At 62.6% G+C, this 14,924-nt stretch carries 13 protein-coding genes; 12 read left to right on the forward strand and 1 reads right to left on the reverse strand.

Going from position 1 to position 14,924, the window contains the following annotated elements; genetic code table 11:
* Positions 1-47 precede the first annotated feature (47 nt).
* The 6 genes from hpnI to C2L65_RS07310 all read left to right on the forward strand — a co-directional run bounded on the left by hpnI (position 48) and on the right by C2L65_RS07310 (position 6,384).
* Complete coding sequence (hpnI, locus tag C2L65_RS07285) at positions 48-1,280, forward strand: bacteriohopanetetrol glucosamine biosynthesis glycosyltransferase HpnI (protein ID WP_042311428.1); 1,233 nt, start codon at positions 48-50, stop codon at positions 1,278-1,280.
* 57 nt (positions 1,281-1,337) lie between these two features.
* Positions 1,338-2,762, forward strand: coding sequence for a hopanoid biosynthesis associated radical SAM protein HpnJ (gene hpnJ, locus C2L65_RS07290; RefSeq protein WP_042311430.1), 1,425 nt, complete (start codon positions 1,338-1,340; stop codon positions 2,760-2,762).
* Positions 2,759-3,622 carry a hopanoid biosynthesis-associated protein HpnK gene (gene hpnK, locus C2L65_RS07295; RefSeq protein ID WP_042311431.1) on the forward strand — a complete coding sequence of 288 codons (864 nt, stop codon included), beginning with the start codon at positions 2,759-2,761 and terminating at the stop codon, positions 3,620-3,622. Before hpnJ ends, hpnK begins: the two co-directional genes overlap by 4 nt.
* Positions 3,619-4,608 carry a lysylphosphatidylglycerol synthase domain-containing protein gene (locus tag C2L65_RS07300; RefSeq protein ID WP_042311433.1) on the forward strand — a complete coding sequence of 330 codons (990 nt, stop codon included), beginning with the start codon at positions 3,619-3,621 and terminating at the stop codon, positions 4,606-4,608. The genes hpnK and C2L65_RS07300 overlap by 4 nt, the downstream gene beginning before the upstream one ends.
* A gap of 195 nt (positions 4,609-4,803) precedes the next feature.
* Positions 4,804-5,271 carry a Fur family transcriptional regulator gene (locus tag C2L65_RS07305; protein WP_042311435.1) on the forward strand — a complete coding sequence of 156 codons (468 nt, stop codon included), beginning with the start codon at positions 4,804-4,806 and terminating at the stop codon, positions 5,269-5,271.
* A gap of 408 nt (positions 5,272-5,679) precedes the next feature.
* On the forward strand, positions 5,680-6,384 hold the full coding sequence (locus tag C2L65_RS07310) for a carbonic anhydrase (protein WP_042311436.1): 705 nt from the start codon (positions 5,680-5,682) through the stop codon (positions 6,382-6,384).
* Between the two features lie 30 nt (positions 6,385-6,414).
* On the opposite strand, the gene C2L65_RS07315 is transcribed toward C2L65_RS07310, so the two are convergent.
* Complete coding sequence (locus C2L65_RS07315; protein ID WP_042311437.1) at positions 6,415-7,821, reverse strand: aminotransferase-like domain-containing protein; 1,407 nt, start codon at positions 7,819-7,821, stop codon at positions 6,415-6,417.
* A 726-nt stretch (positions 7,822-8,547) separates the two neighbouring features.
* Here C2L65_RS07315 and C2L65_RS45405 point away from each other — a divergent pair.
* The 6 genes from C2L65_RS45405 to rarD are packed head-to-tail and all read left to right on the forward strand — an operon-like array spanning position 8,548 to position 14,657.
* Entirely contained in the window at positions 8,548-8,769 is a 222-nt protein-coding gene (locus C2L65_RS45405) for a hypothetical protein (RefSeq protein WP_156132345.1), read from the forward strand.
* Positions 8,770-8,818: 49 nt separating this feature from the next.
* A complete protein-coding gene (locus C2L65_RS07320) occupies positions 8,819-9,805 on the forward strand; it encodes an iron-containing redox enzyme family protein (RefSeq protein ID WP_042311441.1) in 987 nt (328 codons plus the stop codon).
* A complete protein-coding gene (locus C2L65_RS07325) occupies positions 9,802-10,800 on the forward strand; it encodes an iron-containing redox enzyme family protein (RefSeq protein WP_233446482.1) in 999 nt (332 codons plus the stop codon). The genes C2L65_RS07320 and C2L65_RS07325 overlap by 4 nt, the downstream gene beginning before the upstream one ends.
* Before the next feature lie 8 nt (positions 10,801-10,808).
* Positions 10,809-12,314 (forward strand): heme oxygenase-like domain-containing protein, encoded by a 1,506-nt coding sequence (locus tag C2L65_RS07330; RefSeq protein WP_042311443.1) that lies wholly within the window; start codon positions 10,809-10,811, stop codon positions 12,312-12,314.
* Positions 12,304-13,578 carry an aspartate aminotransferase family protein gene (locus tag C2L65_RS07335; RefSeq protein WP_233446483.1) on the forward strand — a complete coding sequence of 425 codons (1,275 nt, stop codon included), beginning with the start codon at positions 12,304-12,306 and terminating at the stop codon, positions 13,576-13,578. The genes C2L65_RS07330 and C2L65_RS07335 overlap by 11 nt, the downstream gene beginning before the upstream one ends.
* Positions 13,575-14,657: an EamA family transporter RarD gene (rarD, locus tag C2L65_RS07340; RefSeq protein WP_042311448.1), complete on the forward strand. Its 1,083-nt coding sequence runs from the start codon at positions 13,575-13,577 to the stop codon at positions 14,655-14,657. The genes C2L65_RS07335 and rarD overlap by 4 nt, the downstream gene beginning before the upstream one ends.
* Positions 14,658-14,924 lie beyond the last annotated feature (267 nt).

The raw sequence follows: 14,924 nt of genomic DNA on the forward strand, positions 1-14,924 counted from the left end.
GACACGACGGCCGGCCTGCATTCATTTCAGCGGGAGCAATCGACAACATGCAGGACACGCTGTTACGTATTGACTGGTTGCCGATGATGCTTGTGTGCGGCGCAGCGCTGTATGCCGTTATGGCCGTGCTGGCCTCGCTCGTGTCGGCGGCGCGTGCCGCCGCGCGCGAACGGCGATTTTTGCCCACGCGTGCGCCAACGCCCGTCAGCGTGCTCAAGCCGCTGTGTGGCGCCGAGCCACGGCTTTTTGACAATCTCGCGACCTTCTGCGAGCAGACGCATCCGTGCTTCGAAATGATCTGTGGCGTGTCTAGCGCAGACGATTCCGCCATCGCGATCGTCCATCGTTTGCAGGCCGCGTATCCGCAATGCCGGATTTCGCTCGTCGTCGATCCGCGCGTGCATGGCACGAACCTGAAGGTAAGCAACCTGATCAATCTCGCGCAATGGGCGCACCATGACGTGTTCGTGATCGCGGACAGCGATATCGCCGTCGAAGCGGATTATCTGGAGCGCGTCTGCGCGCCGCTCGCCGATCCGCAGGTCGGCGTCGTCACGTGTCTCTATCGCGCGAAAGGCATTGCCGGATTCTGGTCGCGCGTGGGCGCGCAGTTCATCAACGAGTGGTTCGTGCCTTCGGTGCGGATCGCGCATGCGTTCGGCTCGACGCGCTTCGGCTTCGGCGCGACGCTCGCGCTGCGGCGCTCGACGCTGGCGGGCATCGGCGGCTTCGAGCGGCTGCGCAATACGCTCGCCGACGACTACTGGCTGGCCGGTCACGTGCGCGAGTTGAATCTGCAAACGGTGCTGTCGCCTGTCGTCGTCGAGACGGATGTGACCGAGTACACGCTCGCCGCGCTGTGGGATCGCGAGACGCGCTGGCTGCGCACGATCCGCTCGGTGAACCGCACGGGCTTCGCGGCGCTGTTCGTGACGTTCACGCTGCCGTGGATAGCCTGCGGCGCGTGGCTCGCATTCGAGTTGCATCGCGTGAACGCGCATCCTGCCGTGTCGCTCGCGCTCGTCGTCGCTGCCGTGGCGGGCGTGTCGGCGCGCGTCGTTCTGCATGCGCTGATGGGCGCCGAACGACGCCTGTTGTGGCGCGATCTCGCGCTGATGCCCGTGCGCGATGCATTGCTGTTCGCGCAATGGATGGCAGGGTCGTTCGGCTCGACGGTAGTGTGGCGCGGCGTACGCGTACCCGTCGAAGCCAGGGACAACGCCACGACGGTTTTCCGGCCCGAGCCGGCCAAGGCACTCGAAGTATCCGATGGACGCTGAGCGCGTCGCGAGAACATCGCGCGCGCCTGGCTAAACTACAACTCGTGAAAAGAGAATATGAAGAAGACGTTATTTTTGCAGGCGCCGTCGTACGACGGTTTCGACGGGGGTGCGGGTTCGCGCTATCAGGCAAAGCGCGAGATCCGCTCGTTCTGGTATCCCACGTGGCTTGCGCAGCCTGCCGCGCTGGTGCCAGGCAGCCGCGTGCTCGACGCGCCCGCTGATGGTCTTTCCGTTGAAGCGTCGCTTGCGATCGCGCAGGAATACGAGCTCGTTGTCATTCATACGAGCACGCCGTCGTTTCCGACCGACGCGCTGTTCGCCGAGCAGCTGAAAGCGCGCGCGCCGAAGGTGTTGATCGGCATGGTCGGCGCGAAGGTCGCCGTCGATCCGCACAACTCGCTCACAGCGAGCGAGGCAATCGATTTCGTCTGCCGCGAAGAGTTCGATTTCACCTGCAAGGAGATCGCCGAAGGACTGCCGTTTTCGCAGATCAAGGGCCTGAGCTATCGCGCCGCGGACGGCTCGATCGAGCACAACGAAGCGCGCCCGATCCTTGAGAACATGGACGAGCTGCCGTTCGTCGCGCCGGTGTACAAACGCGATCTGAAGATCGACAACTACTTCATCGGCTATCTGAAGCATCCGTATGTGTCGATCTATACCGGGCGCGGCTGCCGGTCAAAATGCACGTTCTGTCTGTGGCCGCAGACGGTGGGCGGGCATCGCTACCGCACGCGCTCCGTCGAGAACGTGCTCGAAGAAGTGAAGTGGATTCGCGACAACATGCCCGAAGTGAAGGAGATCATGTTCGACGACGACACGTTCACCGACTTCAAGCCGCGCGTCGAAGAGATTGCGCGCGGTCTCGGCAAGCTCGGCGTCACGTGGTCATGCAACGCGAAGGCGAACGTGCCATACGCGACGCTCAAGATCATGAAAGAGAACGGCCTGCGCCTGCTGCTGGTCGGTTACGAATCGGGCGACGACCAGATTCTGCTGAACATCAAGAAGGGCCTGCGCACCGACATCGCGCGACGCTTCTCCGAAGACTGCCGCAAGCTCGGCATCAAGATTCACGGCACCTTCATTCTTGGCTTGCCGGGCGAAACGAAAGAGACGATCCAGAAGACCATCGAGTACGCGAAGGACATCAATCCGCACACCATTCAGGTGTCGCTCGCCGCGCCGTATCCGGGCACCACGCTCTACAAGCAGGCCGTCGAAAACGGCTGGCTCGAAGAGAACAAGGTGATCAACCTGGTGAGCAAGGAAGGCGTGCAGCTGGCGGCGATCGGATATCCGCATCTGTCGCGTGAAGACATCTATCACCATCTCGAACAGTTCTACCGGCAATTCTATTTCCGTCCGTCGAAGATCTGGGAGATCGTGCGCGAGATGCTGCTGAGCTGGGAAATGATGAAACGGCGTCTGCGCGAAGGCGTCGAGTTCTTCCGTTTCCTGCGGGCACGCGAGGCATGACGCGACAGTCGGCGCAGCGCTCTAGAAACGCACCGCGACGCGCGCTGATCGTGACGGCCGACGACTTCGGTCTGCATGTGCGGATCAACGAAGCTGTCGAGCGCGCGCATTTGCATGGCGTGCTGACGTCGGCTAGCCTGATGGTGTCCGCGCCCGCCTCGGCGGATGCCGTGCGCCGCGCGCACCTTTATCCGAGCTTGCGCGTGGGCTTGCATCTCGTGCTCGCGGACGGCGTGCCCATGCTCGCCACGCATCTGATTCCCGCGCTCGTCGACAAACACGGGCGGCTCGGCGAACGGATGGTGCGCAACGGCTTTCGCTTTTTCCTCCTGCCTGAAGTGCGGCGCCAGTTGAAGGCGGAAATCCGCGCGCAGTTTCAGGCCTTCGCACGCACGGGGCTCACGCTCGATCACGTCAATACGCACAAGCACTTTCATCTGCATCCGACGGTGCTCGCGCTGATTATCGAAGTGGGTAGCGAATATGGGCTGAAGGCGATGCGGCTGCCGTACGAGCCGGGCGCGCCTGCGTGGATCAGGCCGTGGATGGCACGTGTGCGCAAGCAGCTGGATAATGCAGGCATTGCGCACAACGACTACGTGATCGGCATGTCGCAGACAGGGCATATGGACGAGGCCGCGCTGCTCGCCGCGCTTGCACGGCTGCCGGACGGCGTCGGCGAGATTTACAGTCATCCCGCCGTGGCCGGAGAAGGCGCGATCACGCCGACGATGCAGACGTACCGGCATAGCGACGAACTGGATGCACTGCTGTCCGCGCGTGTCGCGTCGGCGATTGCCGCGAGCGGGGCGATCACGGGCGGTTTCGCCGACGTGTTCGCGCAGCCGTCTTATCTATGACCAAGTGGCTCACATGGCTGGGATTGCCCGCGGGCATCGCGGTGCTGATCGCATTGGCGTTGCACAGCGGCATCGACGACGTGCTGCACGCGATCCGTTCGGCAGGCTTCGCGCTGCTCTGGCTCGTGCCGCTGCATGCGCTGCCGTTGCTGCTGGATGCGCAGGCGTGGCGGCTTCTGCTCGGCAGAAGTGCGTCGCTCGCGTATCTGTGGTGGGTCGCGACGGTGCGTGAGGCGGTGAGCCGGCTGCTGCCTGTCGCGAGCATCGGCGGGGAGTTCGTCGGCGTGCGGCTCGCGCGCTGGAAAGTTGACGAGACGAGCTTGGTGTGCGCGTCGGTGATCGTCGAGGTGCTGGTGACGCTGGCCGTCCAGTATGTGTTCGCCGCACTCGGGCTCGTGTTGATCGTCGCGCAGACGGGCCACGATGGTTTGCTCGCGACCGTCGGCGCGGCGTTGCTGCTGTCGTTGCCGCTGCCCGTCGTTGTGTTCCTGCTGCTCAGGCGCGGCGGGCTATTTCACGCGATCGAGCGCTGGTCCGCGCGTCTGCCGATGAGCGCGCACTGGAACGTCGAGCGCATCGGCGGCGCGCAGCTCGATGCCGCGATCGATGCGTTGCTGCGTGAGCCGCGTCTGCTGTTGCGCGCGTTTGTCTGGCAGTTTGCCGGCTATCTGCTCGGCGCATCGGAGGTGTATGTCGCGCTGTGGATGCTCGGGCATCCCGTTTCCATTGGTGGCGCGATCGCCGTCGAAGCGCTTACGCAGGCGGCGCGCCATGCGGCGTTCTTCGTGCCGTCGGGGCTCGGCGTGCAGGAGGCCGTCGTCGTGCTGCTCGCGCGGATGTTCGGCGTCGATGAGCAGACGGCGCTGTCGCTTGCGCTCGTCAAGCGGATGCGTGAAGTCCTGTTCGGCTGTGTGGCGCTGGCATCGTGGCAGGCGGCAGAGCTTGTGCGCAACCGTGGCGGCGGTGTCGCGAGAAACCTTCGCTGAGTCCTGTCGAGCATCGCGCGGAAGCTTCCGGGCGGCAGCGCGCTCGCTGATGAGTCTGTACTTATGCCACGCTTACTGTGCGTCGCGTGTGCATGTTGCCGAATGCGAATCGCAATCAACTAGGTTCCGGAAATATTCGTGCCGATGTCATAGGCTGAAAGCCGGTTCCCTCGATTCGATTCAGAACGGCTGCGCATGCCGCCCTTGTCAACGTCTCCGACCCGAACGCTCGACGCGCTCAAGCGAGCCGGCCTGCTAGGCACGGCTGCGCAAGTCGCCGTGCTCGACTATCTGCAACGCACGGAGCACGGCCATTTCAGCGCGGAAGAGATTCACCGCCGCATCGCTGCGGGCGGCGAACGTATGAACCTGTCGACCACCTATCGCGTGCTCAGTCAACTGGTGGAGGCGGGCTTCGTCGCGAACGTGCCGCTCGGCAAGCATCACAGCCTCTACGAACTGGACTCGGGCAAGGCGCACGATCATCTCGTGTGCGTCGTGTGCGGGCGCGTTGAAGAGTTCTCCGACCCGAAGATCAATCGCCGGCGCATCGCGATCGCGAAGAAGTTCGGCTTGCGCATTGTCGGCAAGACGCTGGCGTTGCACGGGGTGTGCGCGGATTGCGCGGCGCGCGCGCATCCGCCGAGACCGCGTGCGAAGTGAGCGTGGAATATTGGTGTGGGACATCAGCGCCGCGCCTGTTTGTGCGCGCTGGAAAGGAGTGTTTCCGCGCGACCCGTTAATCCGCGGCGCGCGAGCCGCTAAAGTGACTCTTGTGCGCGGTGCTTCCCTTCGCGCGCGAGAGAGCTTCCCCCGGTCGCCGCACCCGGCGTCCGGGGTTTTTTTCGATTGCTCCGTTTTTTTGACGCGCGTAACGTGAGCCTGCCTCTTGAGAACAGGCGAGCTTTTTGTCAAGCCCCGCGCCGCTCCGATCACGTCCGGCCGGGGCTTCTTTTATGGCGTCTCTGCGTTCGCGCGCCGTGGCTCAGCGCGCGTGACTGCCCGCTGACGCATTCCCGTCGTACACTCCCTGATCCATGATCCAGCTGCGCTGCGAAGGGGGACAGCCTCATGTCGGACGATATGTTCAACACCAGACGGCTTCGCGACCCGGCGAAGTCGGACCTGCTGCACCTGCTGGACGGCGTCGAGCAGTTTAGCGACGAGGTGTTTCCCGCCACCCAGGCGCTATTCGAAAGTCTCGCGCAAGGTCAGGCGCCGCATACGCTGTTCATCACGTGTGCTGACTCGCGTGTCTCGCCGGAAATGATTACGCAAACGCATCCGGGCGAGCTCTTCGTGTGCCGCAATATCGGTAATATCGTCCCCGCTTACGGCGAAATGCTGGGCGGCGTGTCGGCCGTTGTCGAATACGCGGTGCTTGCGCTGAACGTGCGGCAGATCGTGGTCTGTGGACATAGCGACTGCGGCGCGATGCGCGGCCTCGCGGGCACCGCGCCGATGACAGCGGAAGACATGCCGACCGTCAATGCGTGGCTGCGCAATGCGGAGACGGCGCGCAGCGTCGTGCAGGCGCGCAAGGTCGACAGCGATCATCTCGTGCAGGCGCTCGTCGAGGAAAACATCCGGCTGCAACTGATGCATCTGCGCACGCATCCGTCCGTCGCTGGGCGTCTCGCGCAAAAGCGCCTCGATGTCCAGGGCTGGGTGTACGACATAGGGCATGGGCGCGTTTCAGTGTTCAACGAAAACGACGACCGCTTCGAAAGTCTCGGCGAAGCGCGCACGCGGATTCAGCGGGAGCAGGGCGGTTGACCGCGCCGGGCGCGGTGGGGCCGTTTCGCTTCAATCGCCCATCGCCGCCGCTCGCCGCAGAAATCCCAGCGCCCGCTCATTGTCGAGATACGCGGTATTGAACCGGACCCACGGCGTCACCTCGCCGTGCGGCCGGTAGTAGCTGCCCGGCTGAACGGTGATGCCGGCGCGGGCCGCCTCGGCGACGAACACATCCGAATTCGGCACGCCCGGCACGCGTGCCCACACCAGCGTGCCGCCGCACGGCTCGTCGAACACTTGCCAGCCGATGCCATTGAGCAATTCCACTGCAGTAGAAATGGCGCCATTCACGCGCCGCCGCAGCCGTTCCAGGTGCTTGCGATACGTGCCGCGCTCGAGCAGCGCGGCCACGACTCGCTCGCTAAAGCGCGTGCCGCCGAGGCTGGTGAGCGCCTTCACTTCGACGAAGTGTTTGACCAACCCCGCTTCGGCGGCGATATAGCCTAGCCGTAGCGACGACGACAGGCTCTTCGAAAACCCGCCGATATACACGACGCGCGTCAGCCGGTCGAGCGACGCGAGACGTTGCGTGGGTATCGCCTGGAAATCCGCGTAGACGTCGTCTTCGACGATCATAAAGTCGTGTTCCTGCGCGAGTTGCAGCAACCGGAAGCCGACGTGCGGCGCGACGTTCGTGCCCGTCGGATTGTGAAAGACCGTGTTGATGAAAAAGAGCTTCGGCCGATGTTCTTTCAGCAGCGCCTCGACGGCCTCGACATCAGGCCCGCTCGACAGACGCGGCACACCCACCAGCTCGATTCCCTGCAGCTTGAGCAGCCCGAACAGGTTGAAGTAGCCGGGATCTTCGACGAAAACGGTATCGCCCGGCTTGAGCAGCATCCGCACGACGAGGTCGAGCGCCTCGCTCGCACTGTTCGTCACCATGATGTTCTGTGGCTCCGCCGCCACGCCGACGAACGCAAGGCGCTGTTCGATCTGCACCCGCAACACCGGGTCGCCCTGTGGGATCGCGTAGTCGATCAGACTACGCGCGTCCGTGCGGGACGCCTGGCGGATCGCCTGCGCAATGCCTTCGACGTCGCGCCACGCTTCGGGAATGAAGCCGATCGACAGGTTCAGCACCTCATCGGGCCGCTCGAATTGCCGCAGGATCTGGTCGGATTCGGGCGTCGCGCGGATCGCGTCGAGCCCGCGCGTGGCGCGCGGCGCCTTTTCGAACTGTTCGGCGACGTAGTAGCCGGAACCGTGCTTGGGCTGCAGCAGGCCGCGCGTGGCGAGCCGGTCATAGGCCTCGATGACGGGAAAGCGGCTGATGTTGTGCTCGGCCGCGAACTTGCGGATAGACGGCAGGCGCATGCCGACGCGCAGTTCGCGCGCCAGGATCAGCGCTTCGACCTGACCGACGATCTGTTCCGTCAGCGGGGTAGCCGTTGCGACGTCGAGGGTGATCTTCATTCGCCTCCCTGTCGACCAGAGTGGGCGCGCTAGCACCTTACTTTGGTCCCATCAAGATGATTGCTCTGAAAGTGTTCATGCGAGTTTGCCGAACACTTCACGCAAATTGATCGAAAGTGTTCATTCCAGTTATCGCAGTTTACCGGAACAATAGGCCCAACGAGTTAGTTTGTTTGCATGAATTTTTAAGTGAAATACTCGGTAAATCAGTGAGTTAGTGGAAATTCGACGAATTCCTCGAACACTGGCCAAAGCGAACGAACACTTTATCTGATTCCGCAAAAACGGAACTGTACAAACTGAATTTCCGAGGCCGTGCAAAAAAGATACGGCCCAGCAGAACCTGAGAGAAAGCAGAACCTGAGAGAAACAACGAACGGCGGCCATTGACGGGAATCCGGCTGGACCGCCCAGACCTATATCGACCTTCAGGCGCGCTCCCTTTTGCGGGAGCGCCCGTTTTGTTCGTCGAAAGGGTCTGGCTGCGGCGTGAGTCCGACACTCGGGCACGCATTCGGTGACAGCGCGCGAGGCTGCGATCGGCGGCATCGGGGCGATAAAACAACACATACGTCTGACTGCGCCGGAGCGGCCGGGAAGCCGCGCAAGGCGACAGATCCACGGCGGAGAACGGGGCTACAAGTTAAGCCTGTTGCGCTCATCGGCCTGCCGCCATTGGCGAGGCGATGCTGCCCGCCACACGGCTTTGGGTTTATGGCTCCGGGTGTGAAAGAACTGGCCACGGTGGTGGACAGCTTGTTAAGCAGTACAGAGTTAACGCCAACCCCAAAGGAGATTGAGATGACGACCCAAGTGCAGGTTCAGCAAGCGCAGCCGCAACAACAATCGCAGGCGCAGTCGCAAACGGACAGGCAAGAAGACAAGAAAATCACTGTCGTGGTCAAGCCGCGCAAGGCGCGTCCCGTCCTGATCCCGGTTCACCTGTGATGAACGCGCCGGCACCGTTGCGTGCCGGCCACGAACGGAGGCCGTCGTGATGGACGACATTTTTGAACCACAGGCGTTTGTGCTGGCGGGGAAGTGTCTCAGCACGTCGCCTTCGCTCGTCATCGAAGACGACGAGAACCAATACGAATTTCCGGCGTCCGTCGACGGTGAAGACGCGGCGTCCCTGATCAGCGCGCTGCGCTCCGGCGTCAAGGCAGAGGAGGTGATCTCCCGCTATTCGCCGTACGAACAGAAAGTGTTCGACCGTCTGAAGGAGCTGCAACTGGTGCGCGCGGTGAAACCCGCGCTGGCCCGCAGCGGCCTCGACGTGCTGCTCGAACTCGAAGATCTCGCCAACGATCTGCTGTATCGCACGCTCTATACGAACGTGTTCTGGGAAAAGTGCGCGTCCGCGAGTACGGGCGCTGACATTCCCCTCAATGTGATCCACGGGATGATCGTGGAGAACTACCATTTCCTGTTCCGCGAAAGCTATTTCGACGCGCCTGTACTGTCATATGTCGCCAATACGGGCGTGCGGCTGTCGATGAACGAGTTCTACGCGGAAGAGTACGGCCACGACGAACTGTTGCTCAAGGCGCTGACCACGCTCGGCGTCACGCGTGAGGATCTCGCGCGCACGGTGCCGCTGCCGCAAACCATGGCGCTGTGTAACTCGCTTGCTTTCTGGGCACATAGCGACCCGCTGTTTTTCTTTTCGACGCTCGGCATTCTCGAAGGCAAGGACATCAAGCAGGATTCCTTCCTCGATGCCGCGTATCGGATCGGCGTCGATCCCGCTTTGCTCAAGCCCGTGAAAGCGCACTCCGATATCAACCTGAACGGCGGACACGGCAGCCTCACGCGCAAGATCTTCTCGCGCATTCCCGCCATCGCCGATGTGGACGTGCGGCGCATGCGCGCGCAAACGCATCTGTTCATCGAACTGTACGACCAGTTCTATACGGGCATCTGGGAACACTATTCGACGTCCCCGGCGCTGTTGCGCACACTCGACGTCGACGGGGAGGCATGATGCAGGCCACGACCGCAGCAGATCTTTTCGCCGCGCCGCGCTTTCGTCCCGGCGTACAGCTGATTGAAGAGCACAACGGCCTGACGCTCGACTATCGCGAGCAATCGTGTTCCGTCGTCGCCGACAGCCAGGGCGCGCTCAAGGCGTTCGTCGATTCGCTTCGGCGCGGCGACACGTCAATCCCCGAACTGAAGCGCCGCCATCCGGAGCTTGCGTCTGAAGTCGACGGGCTGCTGGAGGAGTTCGACCGGCTCGGCCTGTTGACCGAGAGCTCGTTTCCCGCGCCGCGAGGCTGTTTGTCGGGCGAGGAGTTTTATCACCGGCTCAGAAAGTTCGCCGCCGAAACGATCGAGGCGAATTCGAAATCGCGTCTCTATCAAGGCCTCTGCGATCGCACGTTGCCGAAGAGCGCGCTGATCGGTTATGCGCTCGAATACTTCTATATCGTGCGCGAGGCGCCGGGGCTGATCGCGCCTTCGCTCGCGCACGCCGAACCCGTCAAGGTGCAAAAGCTGCTGCAAGGCTTTCTCGCCTCGGAACTGAACCACGACGACATGCTGCGGCAGTCGCTGCAGGCCGTTTCCATCCGCACCGACAATCTCGACTATCTGGTGCCGCTGCCCGCCACGTTCGCGCTTTGCGCGTCGTTGGGCGTGTATGCGCGTCAGCATCCGTTGAGCTTCAAGTCGCTGCTGTTCCTGTTCGAGCAGCCGAGCGTGAGCTTTCATGTCGAACTGGCGAACTATTGCCGCGAGACGGGCATCCCGGAAGGCTTCTGGCGTCCGATCGCCCGCCACGCGACGATCAACGACGAGTTCGATCACGAAGACATTTCGCTGAGCTTGCTTGCTGAAATCGAGGCCATCTCGCCTGAAGAGCAGATGACAGTGAAGAAGCACGTGATGCTTGCCATCGAAACCATGGTGCTGCAGGAGAACCAGATTCTCGATTACTACGGCCGTCAGTCCGTCGTCAAACCGCGCATCTTTGCCTGAGAGCAGTCATGGAACGCTGGGATATCGATCGATACAGACGGCCGGCGCTGGTGCCGTGCGAGCTGTCGGCTCTCGACGGCGAGGGCTTGACGATCGGCGTGGGTGACGATGCCATCGACCTGTCGTTCGAAGGCGTCGCGCGCGACGAGGTGGCCGAGGTCGTCACGCAACTGATGCGGCCTTCGTCTGATATCTGGATTCGGCTCAACGAAGGCGCATGTCCTGCGTGGGTTCGCACGCTGACGGTGCAACTGGACGCGCTGTCGCTGATCGAAGAGACGGATAGCGGCATCGACAGCATCAGATCGGATGCGCAGCGCGCGATTGCGTTGTGCAGCGAAGTCGGGCAGCGCCTCGCCGCTGTTGTCGGGCGTCGGCTTGGGATGTACGAGGATGTGCTCAGCGTCGCCAATCAGATGCTCACGAACGACGCACACGATCGCGACACGACGCCTGGCGCGTTCCCGTTTTCGGGCAAGGAGAGCGGCCAGTTGGCCGGCAACTTCGCGCTTCAGTCGCTCCATTTCCAGTTGGCGTATGCGCGCCAGAACGCGCCGGAACTGGTGTTCGCGTGGCAACACGTGCTCGATGTAGTGTTCCGGCAGCTACGCTGGCATCCAGCGGCAACCACTCCGAATGACGCGTCACTGGAACATTTCCGCAGCGTCGCATCGCTCGATCCCGTCGATCTGGAAATGTATCTGCTGTCGTTCGCGCATTTCGTCGAGATCGCGCCGTTGCGTGTCGGCAGGCGCATGACGTCGGTGGATACGGATCGCTTCAGCGAACCCTGCAGCGGTCTCGCGCTTGCCGCGCGTGCCGAGCGCCTGCTGCTCAGCGCGCTCGATCAATTGGGCAGCAACGCATATGCATCGGCCGCGCTTGAGAGTCATGAAATCACGCCGCTCGTGAAGGGGCTGTACATCGAGCAGTATCACGTGACCGACCGCTTCGTCGAAATACTTGGACCGCTGCTGTCGCGCCGCCTCAAACGCAATCTGCGCGCGCGGCTGTTTCAGTACTTCCAGGAAGAATACGGTCACGAAGCATTCGAACTCGCCACCTGTGTCGCGCTCGGCATGAACGAAGCCGAGGTCCGCGCATCGGTGCCGCTGCCGCTTACCGCACTCTATATCGACGCGTACACGGTGCTTTCGCATCGCCTGCCCACCGCATTCTTCACGTCGATCATGGTCACGGAAGGTTTGCGCGACCAGCACAGCCCCGTTCACGAGCACATTGCCGCGCTGGTCGAAAGCGCGCTGCACGCGGGCGATATCGTCGCGAAGCACGGCGAGACGAACGACGAACTGAATCATCCGAGCCTGTCGCGCCTGTTCCTCGCCGACGTCCCGCACGTGAGCGCGGCGGAGCAGCGCTACAGCCTCGAAGCGGCGCTCTTCATGCTCGAAGTGAACATGCGGCAACTGGAGTCGGTCGCGTTCTTTTACGGCGATCAGACGCAGCTCCAGTTTCATGGGCTTCGCGATGGCAGGAGGCCGCTTGAAATCTGACGACGGTGCAGACGAAGGAGACGAACGCGGGGTTGAACGCACTGAGCGCTTCGATCCCGTCAATCCCTATTGGGAACGATTCCTCGACGAAGCGGGCCTCGACATGACGGGCGCGCGCGGCGACGGCTGCTATATCGAGACAGCCGATGGCCGCGCATTGCTCGATTGTCTCGCCGGTTTTGGCACGGCGAATCTGGGGCACGCGCATGAGTCGCTGCTCGCGCGTTTTGCCGATGCGTTGCAGCGCACGTCGGTGAATGTGTTTCCGTTCGAATGCGCCGAGTCTCAACTCGCGCTCGCCGACAAGTTGCTCACGCTCAGCGGCCAGCGCTTCCAGAAAGTGTTCTTCGCGACCACGGGCGCAGAGGCCGTCGAAAGCGCGGTGAAGTTCGCGATGACGAGCACGGGGCGCACCGACGTCGTCGCATTCCGCGACGGCTTCCACGGCCTGTCGATGTTCTCGTCGTTCATGACGGGCAATCCGTTCTGGACCGAGGCGCTGCGCTGGAAGCCGGGCAACGTCCATCACGTCGATGCGCAGAACTTCGCGGCGCTTGAAGACAGTCTCGCGAGCCGCAAGATCGCCGCCGTCGTGTTCGAGCCGGTGGCGGGGTCGTCGGCGGCGCAGCACTGGACGGCGGACACCGCGTCGCGTCTCGCGGCGCTGTGCCGCTCGACGGGAACGAAGCTGATTGCTGACGAGGTGTATTGCGGGCTGGGCCGTACGGGCACCTGGTTCGGCATCGACGCAATCGGCATGGACGCTAAGGCACCCGCGGCGCCCGACATGCTCGTCGTATCGAAAGGACTGACGGGCGGGTTGGTGCCGCTCTCAGCCGTGCTGATGAACGACGGCGATTTCGATGCCGTGTTCGGCGCGCCCGGCAAGGCGAAAGTGCAGGGCTCGACCTTCGGCGGCAACCGGCTCGCGATGCAGTGCGGGCTGATCGTGCTCGACCTCGTCGAGCGCGGACGGCTGGTCGAGAACGCGGCCGCGATGGGCGCGTTGATCGGAGAGCGCATTGCAGCGCGTTTCGATTCGCGCGTGACCTTGCACGGCAAAGGCCTCGCGCTCAGCCTCAAGCTGGACCCGCGGCTCGACCTGAGCATGACCGACGTGTGGCTTGATCTGATCGACGGCGGCGTGCTGGCGATGCCGAATTCTGCCGCGCCGGATTCGCTACGCCTGTCGCCGCCGCTGATTTTCGGCGTGGATGAAGTGGAAGTTCTGATCGACCGACTCGACGAGGCGCTACAGCCATGAACGCGAACAATCAGAAGCAGAAGGAGGGCGCCGGCTACGCTGCGCTGCTCGTGGCGCTGTGCTGGTGGGGCCTGATGCCGCTGTATTACTGGCATCTGAAGGAAGTGAGCGCGCCGGAGATGCTCGCGCATCGCGTGTTCTGGTCGTTCGTGGTGCTGTCAGCCGTGATTGCGCTCAAGCCCGCGTTGCGGCAACACATGGGCGACTGGCGCTCGTTCGCGCTCGCGCTGTTGCCGGCGATTTTGCTGTCCGCGAACTGGGTTGTGTATATCCTGGCTTCGGTGACAGGCAACGCGTTACAGGCAAGTCTTGGATACTTCCTGAATCCGCTGCTGTCGGCTGCGCTCGGCATCGTTTTTCTGAACGAGCGGCTTAACGGTCTGAAAGCGGCGGCGCTGGCGCTCGGGCTGGCAGGCACCTTCGTCCAGTGCTACGCGCATGGCGGCGTACCCGTGTTCGCCGTGATGCTGACGGTGACGTTCTCGCTGCTCGGCCTCACGCGCAAGGTGTGGCCGACGCGGAATGCGATCGTCAGCACATGGCGCGAAACCGTCGTGATGATGCCGTTTGCGCTGGGCTATTTCGGCTATCTGACGTCGCATCATGCGCTTGCGTTCACGTCGTTCGGCGTCGACGCGTCGGTGCTGATGATGCTGGCAGGGCCGCTGACCGTCGTGCCGCTCGCGCTCTACGCGTACGCGATGCCGCTTGTTTCGATGACGGAATCGGCCGTGATGCAATACGTGACGCCGACCGTGACGTTCATCCTCGCGCTCACGGTCTTCCACGAACGGCTGACGACCGTCGATCTGACAGGTTACGGGCTGATCTGGTGCGGTCTCGCGCTCGCGACCTATGCGTCGGTCCGGCGCCGTCCGCTTGCGCTCGCTGTCGCAGCGCCAGGAACGGCGCAAGGAACGCAAAGTGTGCAGGGCGTGCAAGGTGCGAGCGTCGCAGGACAGAACGTGTCCTTTCTTACGTCGCACAAAAAGACGCCAGCTTCCGCTGGCGTGAATAGGTTCTGGCATTCCGAGGGCCGTCCAGAACCTGAGAGACGGTGCGAAAAGTCTGACGCATAAGGCGTCGAAGACCGAGGTTCAGATTTCGGCGCGCTCGATCGAGAATCCGGCGCGCTAGACGCATGTCGCCGAGTGTAACTCCAGTTCGCAAAATGAGCTTGCAAAATATGCGATTTAGTTGGGGTCGGATTGTACGCTTGCGCACCAAGGCATTTGTAAGCAAAACTCCGAAATCACTCGCTTCGATTCCTGTTCGACAGGGCACGAATTGGCATTTTCGCGCCATCGGAGCGATCCTGAAAAAGAACATATAATCAAAGGTCGCGA

Source organism: Paraburkholderia terrae, assembly GCF_002902925.1.
GTDB lineage: Bacteria > Pseudomonadota > Gammaproteobacteria > Burkholderiales > Burkholderiaceae > Paraburkholderia > Paraburkholderia terrae.